22 protein-coding genes are annotated in these 23,390 nt (G+C 65.3%); 15 read left to right on the forward strand and 7 right to left on the reverse strand.

Translation table 11 applies throughout. The features are described 5' to 3' along the window. Positions 1 to 17: 17 nt before the first annotated feature. Positions 18 to 1,007 carry a lipase secretion chaperone gene (locus ACOYR4_RS03380; protein ID WP_422848636.1) on the reverse strand — a complete coding sequence of 330 codons (990 nt, stop codon included), beginning with the start codon at positions 1,005 to 1,007 and terminating at the stop codon, positions 18 to 20. Positions 1,008 to 1,010: 3 nt separating this feature from the next. Further along, complete coding sequence (locus ACOYR4_RS03385; RefSeq protein ID WP_422848637.1) at positions 1,011 to 1,952, reverse strand: esterase/lipase family protein; 942 nt, start codon at positions 1,950 to 1,952, stop codon at positions 1,011 to 1,013. A gap of 165 nt (positions 1,953 to 2,117) precedes the next feature. On the opposite strand from ACOYR4_RS03385, the gene ACOYR4_RS03390 reads away from it, so the two are divergent. The 6 genes from ACOYR4_RS03390 (at position 2,118) to fabB (ending at position 8,485) form a co-directional block, all read left to right on the forward strand. Then, positions 2,118 to 2,600, forward strand: a complete 483-nt coding sequence (locus tag ACOYR4_RS03390) for an Lrp/AsnC family transcriptional regulator (RefSeq protein WP_109790902.1) — start codon at positions 2,118 to 2,120, stop codon at positions 2,598 to 2,600. Between the two features lie 346 nt (positions 2,601 to 2,946). After that, on the forward strand, positions 2,947 to 3,687 hold the full coding sequence (locus tag ACOYR4_RS03395) for a GNAT family N-acetyltransferase (protein WP_015012404.1): 741 nt from the start codon (positions 2,947 to 2,949) through the stop codon (positions 3,685 to 3,687). Positions 3,688 to 4,063: 376 nt separating this feature from the next. Continuing rightward, positions 4,064 to 4,948, forward strand: a complete 885-nt coding sequence (locus tag ACOYR4_RS03400) for an HlyC/CorC family transporter (protein ID WP_422848638.1) — start codon at positions 4,064 to 4,066, stop codon at positions 4,946 to 4,948. Continuing rightward, complete coding sequence (lnt, locus tag ACOYR4_RS03405; RefSeq protein ID WP_422848639.1) at positions 4,948 to 6,582, forward strand: apolipoprotein N-acyltransferase; 1,635 nt, start codon at positions 4,948 to 4,950, stop codon at positions 6,580 to 6,582. The genes ACOYR4_RS03400 and lnt overlap by 1 nt, the downstream gene beginning before the upstream one ends. A 161-nt stretch (positions 6,583 to 6,743) precedes the next feature. Then, positions 6,744 to 7,265, forward strand: coding sequence for a 3-hydroxyacyl-[acyl-carrier-protein] dehydratase FabA (gene fabA / locus ACOYR4_RS03410; protein ID WP_015012407.1), 522 nt, complete (start codon positions 6,744 to 6,746; stop codon positions 7,263 to 7,265). Continuing rightward, complete coding sequence (gene fabB / locus ACOYR4_RS03415) at positions 7,262 to 8,485, forward strand: beta-ketoacyl-ACP synthase I (protein ID WP_422848640.1); 1,224 nt, start codon at positions 7,262 to 7,264, stop codon at positions 8,483 to 8,485. The genes fabA and fabB overlap by 4 nt, the downstream gene beginning before the upstream one ends. 96 nt (positions 8,486 to 8,581) lie before the next feature. Here fabB and ACOYR4_RS03420 read toward each other — a convergent pair whose 3' ends face one another. Next, a complete protein-coding gene (locus tag ACOYR4_RS03420; RefSeq protein ID WP_209816280.1) occupies positions 8,582 to 9,499 on the reverse strand; it encodes a LysR family transcriptional regulator in 918 nt (305 codons plus the stop codon). Positions 9,500 to 9,707: 208 nt separating this feature from the next. Here ACOYR4_RS03420 and ACOYR4_RS03425 point away from each other — a divergent pair, with 208 nt between their 5' ends. The 7 genes from ACOYR4_RS03425 (at position 9,708) to ACOYR4_RS03455 (ending at position 17,105) form a co-directional block, all read left to right on the forward strand. Continuing rightward, on the forward strand, positions 9,708 to 10,784 hold the full coding sequence (locus ACOYR4_RS03425; RefSeq protein WP_056647122.1) for a type II asparaginase: 1,077 nt from the start codon (positions 9,708 to 9,710) through the stop codon (positions 10,782 to 10,784). Positions 10,785 to 11,125: 341 nt separating this feature from the next. Further along, a complete protein-coding gene (gene glyQ / locus ACOYR4_RS03430) occupies positions 11,126 to 12,031 on the forward strand; it encodes a glycine--tRNA ligase subunit alpha (protein WP_015012411.1) in 906 nt (301 codons plus the stop codon). 20 nt (positions 12,032 to 12,051) lie between these two features. Beyond that, entirely contained in the window at positions 12,052 to 14,193 is a 2,142-nt protein-coding gene (gene glyS / locus ACOYR4_RS03435) for a glycine--tRNA ligase subunit beta (RefSeq protein ID WP_422848641.1), read from the forward strand. Between the two features lie 47 nt (positions 14,194 to 14,240). Continuing rightward, positions 14,241 to 14,846: a D-glycero-beta-D-manno-heptose 1,7-bisphosphate 7-phosphatase gene (gene gmhB, locus ACOYR4_RS03440; protein WP_209816278.1), complete on the forward strand. Its 606-nt coding sequence runs from the start codon at positions 14,241 to 14,243 to the stop codon at positions 14,844 to 14,846. A gap of 94 nt (positions 14,847 to 14,940) precedes the next feature. Continuing rightward, the gene (locus ACOYR4_RS03445; RefSeq protein ID WP_422848642.1) at positions 14,941 to 15,714 is read left to right on the forward strand and encodes a lysophospholipid acyltransferase family protein; all 774 of its coding nucleotides are present in this window, start codon (positions 14,941 to 14,943) and stop codon (positions 15,712 to 15,714) included. Positions 15,715 to 15,724: 10 nt separating this feature from the next. Then, entirely contained in the window at positions 15,725 to 16,672 is a 948-nt protein-coding gene (locus ACOYR4_RS03450; RefSeq protein WP_422849619.1) for a M48 family metallopeptidase, read from the forward strand. Between the two features lie 16 nt (positions 16,673 to 16,688). Continuing rightward, positions 16,689 to 17,105 (forward strand): rhodanese-like domain-containing protein, encoded by a 417-nt coding sequence (locus ACOYR4_RS03455; RefSeq protein WP_015012416.1) that lies wholly within the window; start codon positions 16,689 to 16,691, stop codon positions 17,103 to 17,105. Positions 17,106 to 17,181: 76 nt separating this feature from the next. On the opposite strand, the gene lysM is transcribed toward ACOYR4_RS03455, so the two are convergent. After that, positions 17,182 to 17,670 carry a peptidoglycan-binding protein LysM gene (gene lysM / locus ACOYR4_RS03460; protein ID WP_015012417.1) on the reverse strand — a complete coding sequence of 163 codons (489 nt, stop codon included), beginning with the start codon at positions 17,668 to 17,670 and terminating at the stop codon, positions 17,182 to 17,184. Positions 17,671 to 17,844: 174 nt separating this feature from the next. Between lysM and ACOYR4_RS03465 the strand changes: the two genes are divergently transcribed. Beyond that, positions 17,845 to 18,612, forward strand: coding sequence for a type III pantothenate kinase (locus tag ACOYR4_RS03465; RefSeq protein WP_209816274.1), 768 nt, complete (start codon positions 17,845 to 17,847; stop codon positions 18,610 to 18,612). Positions 18,613 to 18,807: 195 nt separating this feature from the next. Here the strand turns inward: ACOYR4_RS03465 and ACOYR4_RS03470 are convergent, their stop codons facing one another. The 3 genes from ACOYR4_RS03470 to ACOYR4_RS03480 all read right to left on the reverse strand — a co-directional run bounded on the left by ACOYR4_RS03470 (position 18,808) and on the right by ACOYR4_RS03480 (position 21,126). After that, positions 18,808 to 19,584 carry a hypothetical protein gene (locus tag ACOYR4_RS03470; RefSeq protein WP_291442325.1) on the reverse strand — a complete coding sequence of 259 codons (777 nt, stop codon included), beginning with the start codon at positions 19,582 to 19,584 and terminating at the stop codon, positions 18,808 to 18,810. A 56-nt stretch (positions 19,585 to 19,640) separates the two neighbouring features. After that, complete coding sequence (locus tag ACOYR4_RS03475) at positions 19,641 to 20,303, reverse strand: TetR/AcrR family transcriptional regulator (protein WP_015012420.1); 663 nt, start codon at positions 20,301 to 20,303, stop codon at positions 19,641 to 19,643. 229 nt (positions 20,304 to 20,532) lie between these two features. After that, complete coding sequence (locus ACOYR4_RS03480; RefSeq protein WP_110961506.1) at positions 20,533 to 21,126, reverse strand: phasin family protein; 594 nt, start codon at positions 21,124 to 21,126, stop codon at positions 20,533 to 20,535. 228 nt (positions 21,127 to 21,354) lie between these two features. Between ACOYR4_RS03480 and ACOYR4_RS03485 the strand changes: the two genes are divergently transcribed. Continuing rightward, positions 21,355 to 23,340 carry an SDR family oxidoreductase gene (locus ACOYR4_RS03485; RefSeq protein ID WP_422848643.1) on the forward strand — a complete coding sequence of 662 codons (1,986 nt, stop codon included), beginning with the start codon at positions 21,355 to 21,357 and terminating at the stop codon, positions 23,338 to 23,340. Positions 23,341 to 23,390: the final 50 nt, after the last annotated feature.

A 23,390-nucleotide genomic window follows, 5' to 3' on the forward strand; every position in this document is an offset into this window, starting at 1 on the left:
CAGGTGCCTGCAGAGCGCTAGGAGCCCGAAGCGCCCGCGCTAAGCCGGCGCAGCGCCAGCGCGGCGTCGATGCGTTGTTGCTCCTCGGGCGAGAAAAGCTGCTGGCGCAATTGCTGCAGGCCAGGGCCCTCGCCCTGTTGCGCCCGGGCTTGGCTGTACTGGTCCAGGCGCTGGTTCCAGTGCTGTTCCTCCCGGTCCAGCTGGGCCATGGCCTGGGCGGCCGCCGGGCCGTATTGCGCGCTGCGGGCGGCGTAGCGGGTGCGTTCGTCGGCATTGCTGGCGTTGAACACGGCCGTCTGCGCGGCGGCGGCCATGTGTTCGGTGGCGGCGCTGCGTTCCGCACGGCGCTCGGCAGAGAGTTCGTTGTCGGCCGCCTGCAGCGCCTGGGCGCGCTGCTCGGGGCTGAGCTGGATGTTGCGCTCAATCTCCAGGCGCGCCAGGGTGTAGCGGTCCAGCTCGGCCTCGCGCGCAAACAGGGCGTCGTATTCGGCGTCGTCAAAAAACTGCAGGCGCACCTTGTGGCGCGCCTCCAGGGCGTCGCGCAGTGCGCGTGGGTCGGTCAGGTCCTGCGGCGCGCGCAGGCTGCCCAGGGCCACGCGATAGTCCACATAGCGCTCGGCCAGGGCCAGCGCACGGGTGGCCAGGGTGGCGGGGAAATGTTGGTTCACCAGTGCGGCCAGGCGCTGCTTGAGCGTGGCCGGGTCGCTGGCGTCGCCCGCTTCCATCAGCAGGGCTTCCAGCGTGTCGCGCAGGCCGTGCACCAGCAGCGGGTCGGCCGGGCCGTCGGGGGTAATGGCGCGGCGGCGTGCAAGAAAGCTGTTGTCCACGCCCTGTGCTGGCGATGGTTGTACCTGGGCACCGGCGGTGGCGGCGGCCGCCCCCACGGGTGGTTGATGCGTATCCCCCGCGCCCAACCCGGCAGGGCCTCCCAGCCACCAGACCACGGCTGCCGTGGTGAAGGCCAGGAGTGCGGCGGCAACCGCCCAGGTGCGCAAGGGTTGGGCCATGGCTTACAGGCCTTGCTGCTTGAGGCGGTTGGCGTGCTGGCGGTACAGCGTCACCGGGTCGGTGGAGAACCAGTCGCGCAGGCCCAGCAACTGGTTCACTTCATCAAGGTGGTTCTGGCGGTAGTCGCCCAGGTGTTTGCCCAGGCGCGACGAGCAGGCCGACACCAGGCCGTCGTTGGCTTCGCCAAAGGTCAGGCTCAGCGTGGTCAGCAGTGCGTCGCTGGCGTCGAGCACGTTGGTCAGGGGCAGGGTGCCGGTCCAGGAGTAGTAGCGCACGCCATTCACCAGCTCAGCACCATTGCCGCAGCCGGAGGTGGGCACCCCCTGTGGGAAGCGGCTGTTGAACTTGGCGGAGCCTGCGGTGGTCAGCGAGTCCAGCGCCGCCGTGGGCATCTGGGGCAGGCCCGTGCCGCCCGAGGTCAGGTTGATCAAACCCACCAGCGCCTTGGCCGCCGCATTGGCCACGGCCTCGGACACCGAGCCTGCAGGCGCCACGCCGCGCAGGATATCGGCCACGCGCGAACCCCGGTTCACGCCCCCGATGGATGTGACCGAGGCCACCAACTGCGGCGCCACACCCGCCACATAGCGCGTGGTGGGGCCGCCGTGCGAATGGCCCACCAGGTTCACTTTGGCCGCGCCGGTGATGGCCAGGATGGTCTTGACCTGGGCCAGCAGCTGCTCGCCCCGCACCTCGGTGCTGTTGGCGGCTGACACCTGGGCCACGTAGACCTTGGCGCCACCCTGGCGCAGTGCGTCGGGAATGCCGTAGAAGTAATCGATGCCCAGCGCCGAGTCAAAGCCAAAAAGCCCGTGCACCAGCACGATGGGATACCGCGTTTGCGTGTAGCCCGTTTGCGCTTGCGCGCCCCCGCCCACCAGCAGCACCCCCGCCGTTGCTGCCAGCACCAGTCGCCGCAACAAGCGGCTGAAAAATCCGGTCATGTGTTTGTCTCCGTTGATGTGATTTCTTATGCTTGCAAAATAGAACGGTCGTTCGTTTTTGCGGTGTTTATTTTTTGGGGAGAAGGCTGCTGTCACTATCGGGACATACCCGTGGCTGCAATATGGTCGGCGGGAAATTGCCTGGATTCCGTAAAATCCTGCGCCATGAAAGCTTTTGACGCATTGGACAAGCTGGATCGCGCCATCCTGCGCCGTCTGCAAGAAAACGGCCGCGAGACCTACGACGTGATCGGCGAGCAGGTGGGCCTGTCGCCCAGCGCCGTGCTGCGCCGCGTCAAGCGGCTGGAGGACAGCGGCGTGATCGACCGCTATGTGGCCCTGGTGCCGCCCGAAGCGGTGGGGCTGGGGCTCACGGCTTACCTCAACGTGCGCCTCGAAAAACACACCGAAAGCCACAAACGCAACCCCATGGACCTGTTCCGCGCCAGCGTGCAGACCTGGCCCGAGGTGGTGGAGTGCGCCTCGCTCACCGGCGAGATGGACTACCTGCTGCGCGTGGTGGTGGCCGACATGGCGCACTACAGCCGCTTCATCATGGACACCCTGCTCAAGCACCCCAGCGTGCAGGACTGCAAGACCAGCTTTGTGCTCGACCGCGTGAAAGCGACCACGGCCGTGCCGGTGTAACCCGGCGCGGGCCTTGGCCCTGGGATGCACCCGGGCAGGTCACAGGCGTGACTCGCTGTGGCGTCTATTGATGTGGCGGAGGTTGCTGTAGGGCGGTCCGCGCTTTACGCTCTACCCTGTGCGAAGACGGCTTGGTGCTGAGTGGAGTGCAGCCGCTCCAGCCGTCGCGTCTGCGACCCCTGCAGAGGAGATTGGGAGCACAGAAGCTATTAAATTGATAGCTTCTGAGGCATGATTTTCTAGCGCTTGGGGCCGATTTTCCGGTATTTTGAGTCGGATCACTATTTTGTTGCGGCGCAGCAATTTGGACTGGAAAAGATGAGGGAAAACCCTTATATTTGGCGACATGTTCGCAACCAAAGACTGGCTCAAGGCATCCTGGTACGCAGGCCGGGACATGCTGCGCCCGGTAACCGGCGGCTCTTCTGCCTCTGACATTCACATCCACCAGCAGGAGACGCCCGTGATGGTTCCTATCCGCTCCCTGGGCCCCTCCTACCGGGAGCGGATCACCCAGCACCTGCTGCAGCTGGAGCCTGCAGACCGCTACCTGCGCTTTGGCTATGCCGCCAACGACGAGCAGATCCGCCGCTACGCCGAGCAGCTCAACTTCGAGCGCGACGAAATTTTTGGCATTTACAACCGCCGCCTGGAGCTCATCGCCATGGCCCACCTGGCGTTCTCGGAAAACCCCGAACACAAGCCCTGTGCCGAGTTTGGCGTGTCCGTGCTCAAGCAGGCGCGGGGCCGTGGCTTTGGTGCGCGCCTGTTCGAGCGAGCCGTGATGCATGCGCGCAATGAGGGCGTGAACATGGTGTTCATCCATGCGCTGTCTGAAAACACCGCCATGCTCAAGATCGCGCGCAACGCCGGTGCCACGGTGCGCCGCGATGGGTCCGAGTCCGAGGCTTACCTGCAGATTCCGCCCGCCAGCCTCGACACGCGCATGACCGAAATGGTCGAGCAGCAGTTCGCCGAGGTGGACTACCAGCTCAAGAAGCAGGCCAAGCAGTTCTGGGATTTCCTGGCCAGCGTGCAGGAAGTGCGCAGCGGCGTGCAGCACGCGCGCCACCAGTCGGCCGAGTGAGCCATGGCGGTCACGCCCCCGGCCGTGACGCCGGTGGTGGCCGGCTGTCACGGCAATCCGCTATCCTAGGGGCCTGATTCACTACCGCACGTCCTGCACCAAAGAGCGTGTTACGCACTTTTTCGTACCCACGTTGGGCCCTGAGGCCAGTGATCGTGAGGCGCGGGCCACTGCCAAGGCTGGTCGCCTTGGCGAGGTCCGCAACGATGCGAGCGCTGGCCTCAGGGCCCAACCCTTTGGGAAAGCCGGGGAAAGGCCCGGCCACGTTGTTGCAGCACGTTTGCGGTATTCATACCGCTGCACGTCCTGCGCCTAGTTGCCGGGCCTTTCCCCGGCTTTCGTGGGCACGCAAAAGTGCATAACACGCTCTCAAACAGTGTCTGACCCGCACCCCGCGCACCCCGGGCGACCGCCCGAGAGGGAAGACAAGCGCAGCTTCCTGCAGAAAGTGGCCGAGTTCATCCACCCTGGACCGGATTCGACGGAAGAACTCATCGAAACCCTGGCCGAGGCCGAGGACAACGAGGTCATCGGCGCCGAATCGCGCGTGATGCTGGAGCGCGTGATCCGCATGGCCGACATGACTGCGGGCGACGTGATGGTGGCCGCTCCGCGCATGGATCTCGTCAACATCGATGCGCCCTTTGACGAGCTGCTGCACCTCGTGATCAGCACCGCGCATTCACGGTTTCCGGTGTACCAGGGCGAGCGCGAGAACATCATCGGCATCCTGATGGCCAAGGACCTGCTCAAGCTACAGCGCGCACCAGAGCTCAACATCCGCGCGCTGCTGCGCCCCGCAGCCTTTGTGCCCGAGAGCAAGGGCTTGAACGACCTGCTGCGCGAGTTCCGGGGCAACCGCAACCACCTGGCCATCGTGATCGATGAGTTTGGGCGCATGGCCGGGCTCATCACCATCGAAGATGTGCTGGAGCAGATCGTGGGGGAGATCGAGGATGAGTTCGACATCCCCGAAGACCAGGGCGACATCTTTGGCCTGGCCGACCGCACCTACCGGGTGAGCGGCGACACGCCGATTGAACGCGTGGCCGAAGCCTTCGAGGTGGCCATTGCAGGCAGCGACCCGGACAAGCATTTCGACACCATCGGCGGCCTGATCGCCCACGAGATGGGCCATGTGCCCAAGCGCGGCGAGCACCTTCAGCTCAGCGGCCTGCACTTTGTGGTGCTGCACACCAAGGGCGGTGCGGTGCGCTGGTTCAAGGTGTCCCGGGTCGAAGCCACCGACGCCGCCGACTGATGTCGCGGCACTCTCAGACGGCGAACTGGCCGCTGCTGCCGCAACTGCTGCTCGCGCTGGTCGCGGGCCTGGCCCAGGCCGCCTCACTGGCTTGGCCGGGTAACGGTCAACCCCTGTGGTGGCTGCAACTGGTGTCGATGGCGGTGCTGGCCTGGCTGGTGCGGCCTGCCGCAGGCGCGTATCTAGGGGCCTACACAGTGCGCTGGCAGCGGGGCGCAATCCTCGGCGGGGTTTTTGGCACCGCCTGGCTGGCGGGTACCTTCTGGTGGCTGTTCATCTCCATGCATTCGTATGGCGGCCTGCCCGCGCCGCTGGCGGTGGCTGCGGTGCTGGGCCTGGCAGCGTTTCTGGCCAGCTACTACGCAGCCGCTTTGGCACTCTTTTGCCGCTATGCGCCGGTACATCGTGGCGGAGGCGCTCTCTTTTTCGGAGCGCTCTGGTTGCTGGCCGAGCTGGCGCGGGGCATCTGGTGGACGGGGTTCCCGTGGGGCGCTGGCGGCTATGCGCATGTGGACGGTCCGCTGGCCGTGCTGGCCCGCCACATGGGGGTGTATGGCATCAGTGCCGTGGCCGCTGCGTTAGCAATGGGCCTGGTGCAAGTGCGCGCGGCCGACCTGCGCAGCGTGCCCTGGTGGGCGCTGCTGCTGGCCATGGGGGGGCTGCTGGCCTGGGCCACGGTAGACCGGCATTGCGCCGTGGACCTGTGCCACACCCCGGCGCATCGCCGTCCTGCGCCCCTGAGCCTGGAGCTGCTCCAGGGCAATATCCCCCAGGACGAAAAATTCCAGCCCGGGAGCGGCGTGCCCGTGGCCCTGCAGTGGTATGCCGAGGCCTTGCGCAACGCCCAGGCCGACCTAGTAGTGGCGCCCGAGACAGCCATTCCGTTGCTGCCGCAGCAGCTCATTCCCGGGTATCTGGAGGGCATCCAGCAACGCTACGCACAAGGCAGCCAGGCCGCGATGGTGGGCATTCCGCTGGGGGATGAGGCCCAGGGCTATACCAACTCCGTACTAGGCATGAGTGCTGCCACGCAGGCCGAGCCGTACCGCTACGACAAGCACCACTTGGTGCCGTTTGGCGAGTTCATCCCGCCGTTCTTCAAGTGGTTCACGGAGATGATGAACATCCCGCTGGGCGACTTCAACCGGGGCACGGTGGGCCAGGCCTCTTTTGCCGTGGCGGGGCAGCGCATTGCCCCCAACATCTGCTACGAAGACCTGTTTGGCGAGGAGCTGGGTGCACGGTTCATCGACCCGGCCCTGGCGCCCACGGTGTTCGTCAACTTCAGCAACATTGGCTGGTTTGGCGACACCCTGGCCATCGATCAGCACCTGCACATCAGCCGCATGCGCGCGCTGGAGTTCGAGCGCCCTATGGTGCGCGCCACCAACACGGGCGCCACGGTCATCATCGACCACCGGGGCGTGGTCACGCACCAGCTGGCCCGCTACACGCGCGGCGTGCTCAAAGGCGAGGTGCACGGCCGGGGGCTGGACGCACAGAGCGGCTGGTCCATCACACCTTACGCATGGTGGGTGTCCCGCTGGGGGCTGTGGCCGCTGTGGGGCCTGGGGGCTCTGGCGCTGCTGGTTGCCATGGTCGCCGCCAGGGGCCGAAGGGCGCTTGGCGATTGATCCAGGTCAGGTATTGCGCCTGCTTGCACAGGGGCCCGCGCAGGCCGGTGTTTAGAGGCGGCTCCCTATGCCTTGATAATAGAGCCCCGCAACCGGGGGCTGGTGTTGCGTAAAACGATGATTTGAGGCGGGCCACCCGCCGTTCTGGAGCACGACTGAACATGGCAGATTCCTTTTCCTACGAACAACTGATCGCCTCGGGCGAAGGCCGGCTGTTCGGCGCTGACAGCGGGCGACTGCCGCTGCCACCCATGCTGATGTTTGACCGCATCACGCACATCGACGGCGATGGTGGCGCGCACGGGCTGGGAAAGATCCGTGCCGAACTCGACGTCAAGCCCGACCTGTGGTTCTTTGCCTGCCACTTCCAGGGTGATCCGGTCATGCCCGGCTGCCTGGGCCTGGATGCCATGTGGCAGCTCATCGGTTTTTACCTGACCTGGCTGCAACTGCCCGGCCGGGGCCGCGCACTGGGCGCGGGTGAGGTCAAATTCACCGGCGAAGTGGGTCCGGACGTGAAGCTGGTCACCTACGAAATCGACATCAAGCGCGTCATCAAGCGCAAGCTGGTCATGGCCATCGGCGACGCCCGCCTGCTGGCCGACGGCAAGGAAATCTATGTAGCCAACGACCTGCGCGTGGGTCTGTTCAAGCGCGAGGGCGACGACAAGGACGCAGCATGACCACCAAGAAGCGTGTAGTCATCACTGGCGCGGGCATCGTCTCGTGCATTGGCAACGACCTGGCCACCGTGGAGGCCTCGCTGCGTGCAGGCACCAGCGGCATCAAGGCCGTGGAAAAGTTCAAGGAACTTGGTCTGCGCAGCCAGGTGGGCGGCGCGCCTGAGATCGACATCGAAGCGCGCATTGACCGCAAGCAGCTGCGCTTCATGGGCGACGCGGCGGCCTATGCGCAGATCGCACTCGAAGACGCGATCCAGCAAGCCGGCCTGACGCCAGAGCAGGTGAGTCACCCGCGCACCGGCCTCATCATGGGCTCGGGCGGCGGTTCGCCCGCCAACCAGATCGAAGCGGCCGACACGCTGCGCGACAAGGGCATCCGCCGCGTGGGGCCGTACCAGGTCACGCGCTGCATGAGCTCCACCGTGTCCGCGTGCCTGGCTACCAACTTCAAGGTCAAGGGCATTAACTACTCCATCACCTCGGCATGCTCCACCTCGGCGCACTGCATCGGCGCTGCGGCGCAGCAGATCGCCTGGGGCGTGCAGGACGTGATGTTCGCGGGCGGCGGTGAAGAGCTGAGCTGGGGCATGTCGCTGCTGTTCGACGGCATGGGCGCCATGTCCAGCAAGTACAACGAAACGCCCGAACGTGCCTCGCGCGCCTACGACGCGAACCGCGACGGCTTCGTGATCGCTGGCGGCGGCGGCGCCGTGGTGCTGGAAAGCCTGGACCATGCCCTGGCACGCGGCGCCACCATCCTGGCCGAGGTGGTGGGCTTTGGCGCCACCAGCGATGGCGAAGACATGGTGGCTCCTTCCGGCGACGGCGCCATTGCCTGCATGCAGCAGGCCATGGAGGGGCTCGACGCGCCCATCGACTACATCAACACCCATGGCACCTCCACCCCGGTGGGCGACATGCAGGAAGTGCGCGCCATGCGTGCCCTGTTCGGCGACAAGGTGCCTCCGTTCTCGTCCACCAAGTCGCTCACCGGCCACTCGCTGGGTGCCACAGGCGTGCAAGAAGCCATCTACTGCATGATCATGCTGAACAAGGGCTTCATCGCTGGCTCGGCCAATGTCGAGACACCCGACCCGGCCCTGGGCGACATGCCCCTGGTCACCCAGACGCGCGATGCGCAGCTGACCACCGTGTTGTCCAACAGCTTCGGCTTTGGCGGCACCAACGCCAGCCTGGTGCTGCGCCGCTGGAACGACTGACCGCCTCGCTCCCTCGCGGAGCGATGGTTTGGCTTGCGCCACGGCCTGCCTGTCTTCGGACGGTCAGGCCGTTTTTCATGGCGTGAACGACCACGCTCAGCGCCTGGTGGCCTTGGGGTTGGGCTGTAGGGCCTCGTGCAGCAACGCGGGCAACATGCCCAGCATGCGCGTGGCCTGCAGGCCTGGCGGAAAGGCGCGCGCGTGGTAGCTGTACAGCGACATGGGTGCCAGCTCATGCAGCTCCTGCGCCACCATCTGCGCAGGGTCCAGCCCCTTGGCGGTGAGAAAGTCCACCACCGTCCAGCCCATGCCCCGGCGTACCAGCTCCAGCGCCAGGCGCGATGTCTGCACCTGGATACCGGGCCCGGCGGGCGAGCCGAGGCGGTGCGCGATGTCGTCAATCGCCTGGCGCATGGGGTCGTCGCCCACCAGGCGGATTACCGGCACCTGCGCCAGCCGCGCGCCGGGGCTGGCGGCACGGGGCGCCCGCGCCCACACGCTGGTTGCGACCGCCAGGTACAGGCGGCCGCTGACCAGCAGGTCGCTCGCGATTTGCGGGTGGGGGTGTTTGTAGAAGCCCAGGCAAAAGTCCACGCTGCGTGTGAGCAGGGCCTGCGTCATCTGGTCCTGGTGGATGGTGCGCACCTCCACGCCCACTTGGGGGTGCTGCTCCGCATGGTGCTGCAGCAGGCGCGGCAGAAACTCGTGGGTGATGGAGGGGATGGCGCCCAGCCGCACGTCGCCCGAATCACTGGTGGCCAGGTTGCGTGCGGTGCGCTTGAGGGCGTCCAGCTGCCGGTAGATGCCTGTGGACTCGGTGGCCAGCACCTGGGCCTCCGGCGTCGGGGTCAGGCCTGCCGGCGAGCGGTTGAACAGCCGGTAGCCCAGCTGCAGCTCGGTGTGTGCCACGGCCTTGCTGACGGCCGAAGGGGTGATGCACAGCAGGCGTGCCGCAGCACTCATGTTGCCGGTTTGCAGCACGGCCTGAAAAACTTCCAGCTGTCGCAAGTTCATGGCGGATTCGTTTCGTGGCGTGGGCCGATGGGCCCTTGATGGTCGTCAAACGGCCATTCAGGGGTGTGAACCCAGTTCATAAGGGTGGGTCAATTATTCCGCATGACTGTGTTCTGGTTTCTCATAGGATGCGGCACCGCTTCACAGGCGGTTTTGAACAAAGCGGCGCAACACGCGCCGCGACCCAAAAAAATCTGGAGACCTCTTCATGCGCATTGCTTCCTCGCCCACCGCCAGCCGCTGGCTTGCGGGTTTGCTGTTGTCCGCTGCCTCTGCCGTCGCCATGGCGCAGGCGGCCAAGCCCAACGTGGTGGTGCTGGCCACGGGCGGCACCATTGCCGGTGCGGGCGCCTCGGCCGCCAACAGCGCGACCTATGCTGCCGCCAAGGTGCCGGTGGACAAGCTGCTGGCGGGCCTGCCCGAGCTGGCCAACGTGGCCAAGGTGTCGGGTGAACAGGTGTTCCAGATCGCCTCCGAGAGCTTCACCAACGAGCACCTGCTGCGCCTGGGCCAGCGCGTGTCGGCTCTGGCCAAACAGGCCGATGTGGACGGCATCGTGATCACCCACGGCACGGACACGCTGGAAGAAACCGCGTACTTCCTGAACCTCACCGTGCGCACCAACAAGCCCATCGTGGTGGTGGGCTCCATGCGCCCCGGCACGGCCCTGTCGGCCGACGGCGCGCTGAACCTGTACGACGCCGTGACCGTGGCCGCCAGCAAGGACGCTGCCGGCAAGGGCGTGCTGGTCACGATGAACGACGAGATCCAGAGCGGTCGCGACGTGAGCAAGACCATCAATATCAAGACCGAGGCTTTCAAGAGCCAGTGGGGCCCGCTGGGCATGGTGGTGGAAGGCAAGAACTACTGGTTCCGCGCCCCCGTCAAGCGCCACACGACCAACTCCGAGTTCAACATCGACGACATCAAGGCCCTGCCTGCCGTGGACATCGTGTACGGCTACGGCAACATGAACACCACAGGCATCGACGCCTACGGCAAGGCCGGCGTCAAGGCGCTGATCCACGCCGGCACAGGCAATGGCTCTGTGGCCGCCCAGGCGGTCGATTCGCTCAAGGCCCTGCGCGCCTCGGGTGTGCAGATCATCCGCTCGGCCCGCGTGCCCGATGGTTTTGTGCTGCGCAATGCCGAGCAGCCCGACGACAAGTATGACTGGGTGGTGGCCCATGACCTGCGCCCCCAAAAGGCCCGCATCCTGGCCATGGTCGCTTTGACCAAGACCAACGACAGCAAGGAACTGCAACGCATTTTCTGGGAGTACTGATCCCGGTTCTGAAGTTTGAACGCCATGCTTTGACGCGATGCATGCGTTGACGGCCACACCCGTGTGGCCACCGGTACGCACCGGCTTATAGCTCGCGTGACTGGTTGGGAAGGCTGGGGCTCCAAAAGGGCTCCGGCCTTTTTTCATGGGCGCGGGCCGATGTTGTGGGCGCTGCCGCAGCACACGCGGCGGGGCGCCGTAAAATCACCGGTTTGCGCGCGCGATGCCCGCCCTGATTGCCTTGTGGGGCGACTGGCCTGGGGTTTGCTCACGCACCGCGTTTTCTTCCTTTCCCCTTACTTGCCCGGCCCTGGCTTGCCAGTGCCTCAGCCACAGACGCCATGTTGACATTCCAGCAAATCATTTTGAAGCTGCAGTCCTACTGGGACGCGCAGGGTTGCGCCCTTTTGCAACCCTATGACATGGAAGTGGGCGCCGGCACCTCGCACACCGCCACCTTCCTGCGCGCCATCGGCCCCGAGCCCTGGAAGGCCGCCTACGTGCAGCCCAGCCGCCGCCCCAAGGACGGCCGCTACGGCGAGAACCCCAACCGCCTGCAGCACTACTACCAGTACCAAGTCGTGCTCAAGCCCGCACCGGCCAATATCCTGGAGCTGTACCTGGGCAGCCTCGAAGCCCTGGGCTTCGACCTGAAAAAGAACGACATTCGTTTTGTGGAAGACGACTGGGAGAACCCCACGCTCGGCGCCTGGGGCCTGGGCTGGGAGGTCTGGCTCAACGGCATGGAAGTGACGCAGTTCACCTACTTCCAACAAGTGGGTGGCATCGACTGCAAGCCCGCCACGGGCGAGATCACCTACGGCCTGGAGCGCCTGGCCATGTACCTGCAGGGCGTGGACAACGTCTACAACCTCAAGTGGACCGACACGCTGAGCTACGGCGACGTGTACAAGCAAAACGAGGTGGAGCAGTCCACCTACAACTTCGAGCACAGCGACGCGGACTTCTTGTTCACCGCCTTCAATGCGCACGAAAAGCAGGCCAAGTACCTGATGGAACAGCAGCTGGCGCTGCCCGCGTACGAGCAGGTGCTCAAGGCCGCACACAGCTTCAACCTGCTGGATGCACGCGGCGCCATCAGCGTGACCGAACGCGCGGCCTACATCGGCCGCATCCGGAACCTGGCCCGCAGCGTGGCACAGAGCTACTACGAAAGCCGTGAGCGCCTGGGCTTCCCCATGGCGCCGCGCGAGTGGGTGGAACAGATGGTCAAAAAGGCCGCGTGAACGAGCGAAAGAACAAGAACATGACGACCCAAAACCTCCTCGTTGAACTGTTTGTTGAAGAACTGCCCCCCAAGGCGCTGCAGAAGCTGGGCGATGCCTTTGCCACCGTGCTGGGCGACCAGCTCAAGGCCTTGGGCCTGGCCAGCGCTGCTTCGGTGGTCACGCCCTTTGCCTCGCCCCGCCGCCTGGCTGCGCACGTGACCGCCGTGGCCGACAAGGCCGCCGACAAGGCCGTGCAGCAAAAGCTGATGCCCGTGACCGTGGGCTTGGACAAAGACGGCAACGCCACGCCTGCGCTGCTGAAAAAGCTGCAGGCGCTGGGCGCCGATGTGTCCAACCCCGCAGCCGCCGTGGCCGCCTTGAAGCGTGCGCAGGACGGCAAGGCCGAAGCCCTGTTTTACGACAGCGTGGTGCCCGGTGCGACGTTGGCAGTTGGCCTGCAAAAGGCGCTGGACGAAGCCATTGCCAAGCTCCCCATCCCCAAGGTGATGAGCTACCAGCTCGAAACCGACTGCGAGCTGCCCGGCTGGACCAGCGTGAACTTTGTGCGCCCTGCGCACGGCCTGGTCGCGCTGCATGGCAGCACGGTGGTGCCCGTGAAGGCGCTGGGCCTGACGGCCGGTAACAGCACCACCGGCCACCGTTTTGAAGCCGCCGTGTCGCCCGTGGTGCTGGCCGATGCCGACAGCTACGCCGCCACGCTGCAAAAAGACGGTGCTGTGATCGCATCGTTTGCCGAGCGCAAGGCCGAGATCGCCCGCCAGCTGGCCGCTGCCGCTGCCAAGGTCGGCAACGGCGCCCGCCCCATCGAAGACGAAGCCTTGCTGGATGAAGTGACCGCACTGGTCGAGCGGCCCAACGTGGTCATCTGCCAGTTTGAAGAGCAGTTCCTGGGCGTGCCGCAAGAGTGCCTCATCCTCACGATGAAGGCCAACCAGAAGTACTTCCCGCTGCTGGACGCCGCAGGCAAGCTCACCAACAAGTTCCTGGTGGTCAGCAACATCAGCCCCGAAGACACGAGCTTTGTGACCGGCGGCAACGAGCGCGTGGTGCGCCCACGCCTGGCCGACGCCAAGTTCTTCTTTGACCAGGACCGTAAGAAGACGCTGGCTTCGCGCGTCGAAGGTCTGGGCAAGGTCGTGTACCACAACAAGCTGGGCACACAGGGCGAGCGCGTGGAGCGCGTGCGCGCCATCGCCAAGGCCATCGCTCAACAACTGGGCGACGCTCAATTGGTGGCAGATGCTGACCAAGCCGCTTTGCTGGCCAAGACCGACCTCGTGACCGACATGGTGGGCGAGTTCCCCGAGCTGCAGGGCATCATGGGCGGCTACTACGCGCTCAACGACGGCCTGGGCGAGACCGTGGCGCACGCGATTGAAGACCACTACAAGCCGCGCTTTGCGGGCGACGCGCTGCCCCGCAACACGGCAGGTGTGGTGGTGGCCCTGGCCGACAAGCTCGAAACCCTGGTCGGCATGTTCGGCATCGGCAACCTGCCCACGGGCGACCGTGACCCCTTCGCGCTGCGCCGCCACGCGCTGGGCGTGATCCGCATGCTGGTCGAAAAAGATCTGCCGCTCGATTTGAACGCGCTGCTGGCCGGTGCCGTGCCCGCCTTTGGCGACAAGATCACCGACGCCTCGGCGCAGCTCGCCGACTTCATCTACGACCGCCTCGCCGGCAGCCTCCGCGAGCAAGGCTACAGCGCGCAAGAAGTGGACGCCGTGCTGGCCCTGCGCCCGCAGCGCCTGGCCTTGGTCGAGAAGCAGCTGGCGGCAGTGCGCGCCTTCGCCGCCTTGCCCGAAAGCCCGGCCCTGGCCGCCGCCAACAAGCGCGTGGGCAACATCCTGAAGAAGGCCGAGGTCGAAGGCCCGGTGGATGCCCACGTCAATCCCCAGCTGCTGCAGGAAAAGGCCGAGCAGGATCTGTTCGCCGCCCTGCAGCGCTTTGTGCCCGAGGCCAACGCCCAGTTCGAGGCCGGTGACTACACCGCCAGCCTGCAGACCCTGGCCGTGCTGCGCGCGCCCGTGGATGCGTTCTTTGACGACGTGATGGTGAACGCCGAGCAACTGGACCTGCGCCTGAACCGCCAGGGCCTGCTCAAGACGTTGCACGAAGCCATGAACCGCGTGGCCGATCTGTCCCGTCTGGCGGTCTGACCCCGGGTGCTGGTAGGCTGGTGGTTCTCACAAGGCAAACCCCTCCTATGAAACTCGCCATCCTCGACCGCGACGGCACCCTCAACCCGATGGGGGACGAATACATCACCTCGGCCGACGAATGGACGGCGGTGCCCGGCGCGCTCGAAGCCATTGCCCGCCTCAACCATGCGGGCTGGCATGTGGTGGTGGCCACCAACCAGCCGGGCCTGGGCCGGGGCCTGTTTGACGTGATGGCGCTCAACGCCATCCACGCCAAGCTGCACCGGCAGGTGGCAGCGGTGGGTGGGCGCATCGACGCGGTGTTCTATTGCCCCCACGCGGCCGACGAGGACTGCAGCTGCCGCAAGCCCGCTCCGGGCCTGCTCGAGCAGATCTGCGACCGCTACGGCGTGGAGCGCAACGAGGTCCGCGTGGTTGGCAGCTGCGAGGCCCACCTGCAGGCGGGTGCCGCCCTGGGGGCCCAGTTGCACCTGGTGTGCACCGGCCAGTCGGCCGCCTTGCGGCCGGGCGGGGCATTGCCTGTGGGGTTGCCAGCGGGCACGCAAGTGCACGCCAGCCTCGCAGATTTTGTGGACCAACTGCTGCCGGTGGTGCCTGGCGCTACAGGTGCTGTGGGCGCTTTGGGCGCAGCGCCCTTGCCGCTGTCGTGACAGGGCATCACAGGCGTGGCAACATCCTGATGCTATTTAATTAATAGCTGTTGGCGCATATTCCACTAGCGCTTGCGGCCTAAAAGACTTCCCAATGGCTCTTATCCGTTCCGTCATTCACCTTCTCTGGATGGGCATCACCGTGGTGCCCTACGCGCTGGCCATCATGCTGGGCACGCTGCTGGGCGTGCGCGGCGTGCCCCTGTACCGCATCGCGCGGGCCTGGCTGTCGCTGTGCATCAGCGGCGCGCGGGTGGTTCTGGGCATTCGCGCCGAGGTGACCGGCATGGAGAACCTGCCGCAGGGCGCCAACGAAGGCGCGATCCTGCTGGTCAAGCACCAGTCCACGTACGAGACCTTCCTGATGCCGGTGATCATGCCGCACCCCCTGGCCTACGTGTTCAAGAAGGAGCTGCTGCATGTGCCCTTCTTCGGCTGGGCCATCGGGCGGCTGGACATGATCCACATCGACCGCAACCAGCGCACCCAGGCCTTCAACAAGGTGGTGCAGCAGGGCAAGGACCTGCTCGCCAAGGGCATCTGGATCATCATGTTCCCCGAGGGCACGCGGATCGAGCGGGGGCAGAAGGGCAACTACAAGACGGGGGGCACGCGCCTCGCCATCGACACGGGCGCACCCGTGATCCCGATCGCCGTGACCTCGGCCAAGGTGTGGCCGCGCAAGGCGTTCATCAAGCGCCCCGGCGTGGTGGATGTGTCGATCGGCAAACCCATCTCCAGCGTGGGGCGCCAGCCCGACGAACTGATGCGCGAGGTGGAGGCCTGGATCGAGGCCGAGATGCGCCGCCTGGACCCCGATGCTTACCCGGCCCCAGCGGCCAACACAGCGGCCCACAGCGGGAAGTGAACCGACCGTGATGCAGCGGCTTGTGCAACTGGCGCTGGACCTGTTCGACCCGCCGGGCGCGCCTGCAGCAGCCCCCAGCCCCATGGCTGCGGGTCTGAAGCCAAATCAGCCGCAAGCGCTAGTGGATCATGCGTCAGTAGCTCCTAAAACGATAGTACAACGCCCAGCAGCACCCGCAGTGCCGCTGCCCTCGTTGCTGTCCCCCGCCGAATTCCGCCACCCGCAAGCCAACCGCGAGGTCTTATTGGGCGATGCTGTGGTGGCCTATGCGCTGCAGCGTGCGCGCCGCCGCAGCATCGGCTTCTCGGTGGGGCCCGACGGCCTGTCGGTGCGGGCACCCAGCTGGGTCACGCTGGGCGCGGTGGATTCTGCACTGCGCGAAAAATCCGAGTGGATCCTGCGCAAGCTGGGCGAAGCGCGCGAGCGCCAGCAGCGCATGGAAGGCGGCCGCATCGTCTGGGCCCATGGCGCCGTGCTGCCCTACCTGGGCGAGCCTTTGACGGTGGTGCTGGACCCCAGCCACGGCTTTGCGGGCAAGGGCGGGGCGCTGGTCACTGCCACGGAACAGTCCAGCCTGCACATCGGCCTGCCCCACAGCGCCAGCCCCGCGCAGATCCGCGACGCTGTGCAGGCCTGGCTGATGCGCGACGCGCGCCGCCACTTCACCGAGCGGTTGGACCACTTTGCGCCGCTGTTGGGCGTGCGCTGGGCCAGCCTGCGGCTGTCGAGCGCCAACACCCGCTGGGGCAGTGCCAAGGCCGACGGCTCCATCCGCCTAAACTGGCGCCTCCTGCATTACCGCCCGGCCATCATCGACTACGTGGTGGCGCACGAACTGGCCCACCTGCGCGTGATGGACCACAGCCCCCGCTTCTGGGACACCGTGGCCACTGTGGTGCCCGACTACGCCCAGCTGCGCAGCCATCTCCGCGACGAACCTGCCCCCTTGTGGGACTGAAAGAAGGACCTTGACGATGACCGAAGCCAAGATTTCTCCCGCCGACGGCTATGCCGGTGACGTGACGCCCCAGCAGGCCTGGCAATGGGTGCAGGCCGGGCAGGCCGTGCTGGTGGACGTGCGCAGCGATGCCGAACGCGAGTGGGTCGGCTACGTGCCCGGCGCCGCCGCCGTGGCCTGGAAGCAATGGCCGGGGATGGCGATGAACGCCGACTTTGATGCCCAGATGCGCGCCGCCGTGCCCGAGGGCGCGCGGGCCGTGCTGCTGTGCCGCAGCGGCGTGCGCTCCATCGCCGCCGCGCGCCGCGCCACCGAGCTGGGCATCACTGCGTACAACATCCTCGAAGGGTTTGAAGGCGATGCGGATGCGCAAGGCCAGCGCGGCAAGAAGGGCGGCTGGCGCTTTCATGGCCTGCCGTGGAAGCAGGGCTGAATAGCTATCAAAAAAAGAGCTGCCAGCGCCTGATTTACAAGCGCTGGCAGCTCTTTGGTCTTGAGGCCGAGAAGGCTTACTTGGCCAGGGGCGGGATGCGCAGCTTCTGGCCGGGGTAGATCTTGTCGGGGTGGCTCAGCATGGGCTTGTTGGCTTCGAAGATCACGGGGTACTTGTTGGCGTCGCCGTAGAACTTCTTGGCAATGGCGCTGAGCGTGTCGCCGCGCACCACGTCGTGGTACTGGGCTTCGGGCTCGGGGTTGGTCACCTCCATCAGGTTCTCGACGCTGGTCACGCTGGCCACGTTGCCGCAGCACAGGGTGATCTTCTCTTTGGCGGCCTGGGTGGGGGCGGTGCCCTTCACCGTGACCTTGCCTTCGGGGCCCTGAAAGGCCACCTGCACATTGCTAGCGCCTAGGTTTTGCGCGGCGATGTAGGTCTCGATGGCCTTGCTCGCCTTGGCGTTGAGTTCATCCTGCGTGGGAGCGGCGGCGGTGGCAGCTTGCGCGTCCTTACCACCAAACAGCTTTTCACCGGCTTCCTTGATGAAACTGAAAAGACCCATGTCGTACCTCCTGAGGTTGCAGAAAGAAAAAGGAGAGGCCACTGTAGCGGCAATGGAGGGCGCGCCGGTGTCAGACGAAAGGTGTGAAACGATTTTTCACATTCCCGCGCGGGCCGCTGTGGGGCTGTCTCGGCGGGATCTGCCCCGATGCCAAAACTCGGGATAATCCGCCGCATGACTTTTCTGGCCATCGACGTCGGTAACACCCGTCTCAAATGGGCGTTGTACGACGCTCCCCGCCCCGGGGCTGCGCTGATCGCGCATGGCGCCGAATTCCTCGACCACATCGACCGCCTGGCCGAAGGCAGCTGGGCATCGCTGCCGCACCCGGAGCGCATGCTGGGCTGCGTGGTAGCAGGAGATGCCGTCAAACGCCGCGTGCAAGAGCAAATGGAGCTGTGGGACGTGGCCCCCTCGTGGGTGGTGTCATCGGCGCAGGAGGCGGGGCTGACCAATGGCTACGACCATCCCTCGCGCCTGGGCTCCGACCGCTGGGTGGCCATGATCGGCGCGCGCCACCATGTGCTGGCACGCGGCCCCGCACGGCCGCTGGTGGTGGTGATGGTGGGCACGGCCGTGACGGTGGAATGCATCGACACCGAAGGCCGCTTCATGGGCGGCCTGATCTTGCCCGGCCACGGCATCATGCTCCGAGCACTCGAATCGGGCACGGCCGGGCTGCATGTGCCCACCGGTGAAGTGCGCCCGTTCCCCACCAATACCAGCGATGCCCTGACCAGCGGTGGCACCTACGCCATCGCAGGGGCCGTGGAGCGCATGTACCAGCACCTGCTGCAACACTGCGGCCAGGAGCCAGCTTGCATCATGACCGGCGGCGCCGGCTGGAAGATGGCACCCAGCATGACGCGGCCGTTCGAGCTGGTGGACAACCTGATTTTTGATGGGCTGCTGGAGATTGCTGCGCGGCGGTTTGGGGGCTGAGGGCCTTGTAACGCCGTCGCTGCACCAGTGCTAAGCGGTTTTCTAGGATCATCGACCAGCAAAACTGGCGCTGCCCACGCCAGGCGCGCCGAGCAAGGGCCGCCCCGCAGCGAAGGTGTCGTCCTACTTCCCGAATGGCGTAGTCAGTCGAGAGAAGGGCGAAGGCGCGAAGCGCCTCAGGGGGATGTACCGAACTTATTCTTCTTCGAGTTCACTCCGCGCCATTTCCACATCCAGCCGCTCCATGGCATCCATGGGCTCGGCGGTGGCGGCTTTTTCGTAGAGCGCGGTGGCTTCCTTCATCTTCTTGTCGCCTTCCAGCATGACCAGTGCGTTGGCGTATTCGATCATCGCAATGGCTGAGCCTGGATTGAGCTTGAGCGCTTCCTGGAACAGCTTGAGGCCCGTGTCCTTCTTGGCGCCATAGGTCATGCCGCCAATCAGCGAACCCACCTTGTCGATCACCTCGGCATGGAAGGCGCCCAGAGCGATGCGTGCATCGGCATGTTTGGGTGACAGGGCAATGGCCTTTTCCAGCGACTCCTTCACCTTGCCGCCCAGCCCCTGCGCCAGCGCCTTGGCCACGCTGATGCCCTGGCTGTAGCGGCCCAGAGCATACGCATGCCAGTACCAGGCGTTGGCATTGTTCGGTTCTGCGGCGGCCTGGGCCTCGGCCCTTTCGGCCACTTGCATGAACAGGTCCAGGCGCGTCTTTTCCTTGGGCTCCAGGTAGTTGGCGTAGATGGAAGTGGCTTTGTTGGCCGCAGTGATGCCTGCGCCACCGGCGGCCAGGCCTGCTGCTGCCGCCTTCTCGAAGTCTCCGTTATGGAACAGCGCCCACGCTTCCAGCACGGCTGCGTCCTTGGGGCAGGGTTCTGCATCACCGCCATGCAGTCGTGCCCAGTGCTTCTTGACGCTCGCAGCGTCGAACTGGTAGTCGCCGGCGTGGGGGAAGGGGGTCCATTTGGCCATGGTGTGTGTCTCCGGAAGTTCTTGTGGTGGGGTGTCTGTGGTGGGCTGTCTCTGCATCAGCCTGGCACTGCGGCGTAGGCGCCGACCAGCTCCAGCAAGTGGGCGCGCTGGCCGCTTTCCAGGTACGGCATGAGCAGGTTCAGCACATGGTGGGCGCCGCGCAGCAGCGCGGCCTGGGCGCTTTCGGGCTCCAGCGCACGGCGCGGGTCGCGCACGTATTCAAAGCTGAGCCAGTAGGTGAGCACCACGACCATACTGGTGGCCGTGGCCTCCAGCTCGCGCGAGTCGATGTGCAGTGCGTCTGCGCGCCCCATGCCGTCCAGCATGGCGCGCACGGCGCGGGTCTTGTTCTTGAGGATGGCCTGGAAGTGGGTCTCCAGTCGCCGATTCTTGGACAGCAGGTCGTTGAGGTCGCGGTACAAAAAGCGGTACTGCCAGATCAGCTCGAACAGCGAGTGCATGAAGAACCAGGCGTCCTCCACATTGCGCACGCCATCTGCTGCAGCCAGCAGTTCGGTGAGGGAGGCTTCGTAGCGATCAAACAGCGCGTTGATCAGCTCGTCCTTGGCGGGGTAGTGGTAGTACAGGTTGCCGGGGCTGATGCGCAGCTCGGCCGAAATCAGGGTGGTGGAGACGTTGGGTTCGCCGAACCGGTTGAACAGGTCCAGCGTCACTTCCAGAATGCGTTCTGCAGTGCGGCGTGGCGCTTTCTTCACCATGTGTGCGGGCCCTTCGCGTCGTTGTACTTCGTTGTTTCGGTGTCTCTGATGGCTACTCTAACCCACGCAGTCATGCTGCAGTGCGACATGAGCAAAGTGCGCGCGTGCAGCATCCAGGCTGCTTGTAGCGCACTTCATGGGTTTCACCAATAAAAGAAAAGCGGCCCAGGCGCTGTGGCGCGTGGACCGCTTGGTGCGGGCTGGGTGCTTGCCAGCGGCAAGCCTCTGATCAGCTGGCCGACGGCGTGCTGGTGCCAGTGTCGGCAGCGGCACGTGTTGCGGTCTTCTTGGTTGCAGCCTTCTTCGCGGGGGCCTTGGCAGCGGGCTTGGCCGCAGCCTTGGCAGGAGCGGCCTTCTTTGCGGCCGCTTTCTTGGCAGGAGCCTTGGCAGCGGGCTTGGCCGCAGCCTTGGCTGGAGCTGCTTTGCTGCCCTTGGCCAGCGCGTCCACACGGGCGCTCAGGGCTTCCAGGTCGCGGGCCGAGGGCACGCCCAGCTTGGCCAGGGCCTTGGCCACGCGGTCTTCGAAGATGTTTTCGAGCTTGTCCCACTGGCCCTGGGCCTTGGAGCCGATGTCGCTGGCCATGGTGGTCACGCGGCTGGTGGCTTCGGTGATCTTTTCTTCGGCCACGGCCTGGGTCTTGCGCTGAATGGTCAGGCCTTCCTTGACCAGGGCTTCAAATACCTTGCCGCCTTCTTCCTGTGCCTTGGAGAAGGCACCCAAGCCAGCCAGCCAGATCTGCTGGGCGGAGTCCTTGACGGTGCTGGACAGTTGGGCGTTGCTCTTCTTCTTGTCAGCGCTGAGTTTCTGCAGTTTCTTGACCATGAGGCCTCCGTGGTGCGGTTGGTTGGGGTTGCCGGGGCGATTTTGCCTTCGACGCATGGCCGCACTGTACGCCGCACGGTGCGCAAGGTGTAGGCACGCGCTCCTAAAAATGTAGAGCGTGCCACCTAGCGGGGGAGGGCGCTTGCCGCCTAGCATCGGCGCGGGTTTCTGCTGAATCGGGGTGCGCAGGCCTTGGGCAAGAATGAAGTTATCTCAGAGGAGTTATCCATGAAGTATTTCGTGACGGGGGCAACAGGGTTCATTGGCAAGCGGCTGGTCAAGAAGCTGCTGGAGCGCAAGGGGGCGGTGGTCCACTTCCTGATCCGCAAGGAGAGTGCCGACAAGGTGGCCGACCTGCGCAGCTTCTGGGGCGTGGGCCCTGCACGCGCCGTTCCCGTGTTTGGTGACCTCACGGCCAAGAAGCTGGGCGTGGCGGCCGACGATGTCAAGAAGCTCAAGGGCCAGATCGACCACTTCTACCACCTGGCTGCGGTGTACGACCTGGCTGCCGATGAGGAAACCCAGGTGGCCGTGAACATCGAGGGCACGCGCAACACGGTGGATCTGGCCAAGGCCATCGATGCCGGGCACTTCCACCATGTCTCCTCCATCGCAGCCGCCGGCCTGTACGAAGGCGTGTTCCGCGAAGACATGTTTGACGAGGCCGAGGGCCTGGACCACCCGTACTTCCAGACCAAGCACGAGAGCGAAAAAATCGTGCGCCACGATTGCAAGGTGCCCTGGACGGTGTACCGCCCCGCGATGGTGGTGGGCGACAGCCAGACCGGCGAAATGGACAAGATCGACGGCCCCTACTATTTCTTCAAGCTCATCCAGCGCCTGCGCCAGCTGCTGCCGCCCTGGATGCCCACGGTGGGCCTGGAGGGCGGGCGTGTGAACATCGTGCCGGTGGACTTCGTGGTGAATGCGCTCAACGTGATTAGCCACCAGAAAGACATCGGCAAGAAGTGCTTCCACCTGGTGGACCCGGTGGGCTACCGCGTGGGCGATGTGCTGGACATTTTCAGCCGCGCAGCCCATGCGCCGCGGATGAACCTGTTCGTCAACGCTGCGCTGCTGGGCTTTATCCCCAAGAGCGTGAAGAAGAGCCTGATGGCGCTGGCGCCCGTGCGCCGGGTGCGCAACGCGGTCATGAAGGACCTGGGCCTGCCCGAGGACATGCTCACCTTCGTGAACTACCCCACACGCTTTGACTGCCGCGAGACACTGGCGGCGCTCAAGGGCTCAGGCGTTTCGTGCCCCAACCTCAAGGACTACGCCTGGCGCCTGTGGGACTACTGGGAGCGCCACCTGGACCCCGAGCTGTTCATCGACCGCACGCTCAAGGGCACGGTGGCGGGCAAGGTGGTGCTGATCACGGGCGGGTCGTCCGGCATTGGCTTGGCGGCTGCGCACAAGTTTGCCGAGGCGGGCGCCACCACCATCATTTGCGGCCGAGACCAGGACAAGCTGGACGAGGCCTGTGCCGAGGCCAAAGCCAAGGGCTACCAGTTCATCGCCTATTCGGCCGACATTGCCGACATGGCCGATTGCGACCGCTTCGTGCAATTGCTCATCGACAACCATGGCGGCGTGGACTTTTTGATCAACAACGCGGGCCGCTCCATCCGCCGCGCCATCGAGTCGAGCTACGACCGCTTCCACGACTACGAGCGCACCATGCAGCTGAACTACTTCGGCTGCCTGCGGGTGACGATGGGCCTGTTGCCAGGCATGGTGGAAAAGCGCAAGGGGCATGTGGTCAACATCAGCTCCATCGGTGTGCTGACCAATGCGCCGCGCTTCTCGGCCTATGTGGCCAGCAAGGCGGCGCTGGACGCCTGGACGCGCTGCGCGTCGAGCGAGTTTGCCGACCAGGGCATCACCTTCACCACCATCAACATGCCGCTGGTGCGCACTCCCATGATCGCGCCCACCAAGATCTACAACAACGTACCCACCTTGGCACCGGAAGAGGCGGCCGACATGATTGCCCAGGCCTGCATCTTCAAGCCCGTGCGCATCGCCACGCGCCTGGGTATCACCGGGCAGTTGCTGCACGCACTGGTGCCGCGCGTGGCCCAGATCACCATGAACACCAGCTTCCGCATGTTCCCGGATTCCACGGCGGCCAAGGGCAGCAAGGACGCCAAACCACAGCTATCGGCCGAGGCCGTGGCACTGCAGCAGATGATGCGTGGCATCCATTTCTGAAGCTGCGCCGCCTTCCTCCAAGGGGCCCGTGTTGAAATCTGTTACCCAGA

The sequence above is a fragment of the Acidovorax sp. M14 genome, from assembly GCF_049331375.1.
Classification (GTDB): Bacteria; Pseudomonadota; Gammaproteobacteria; order Burkholderiales; family Burkholderiaceae_C; genus Acidovorax.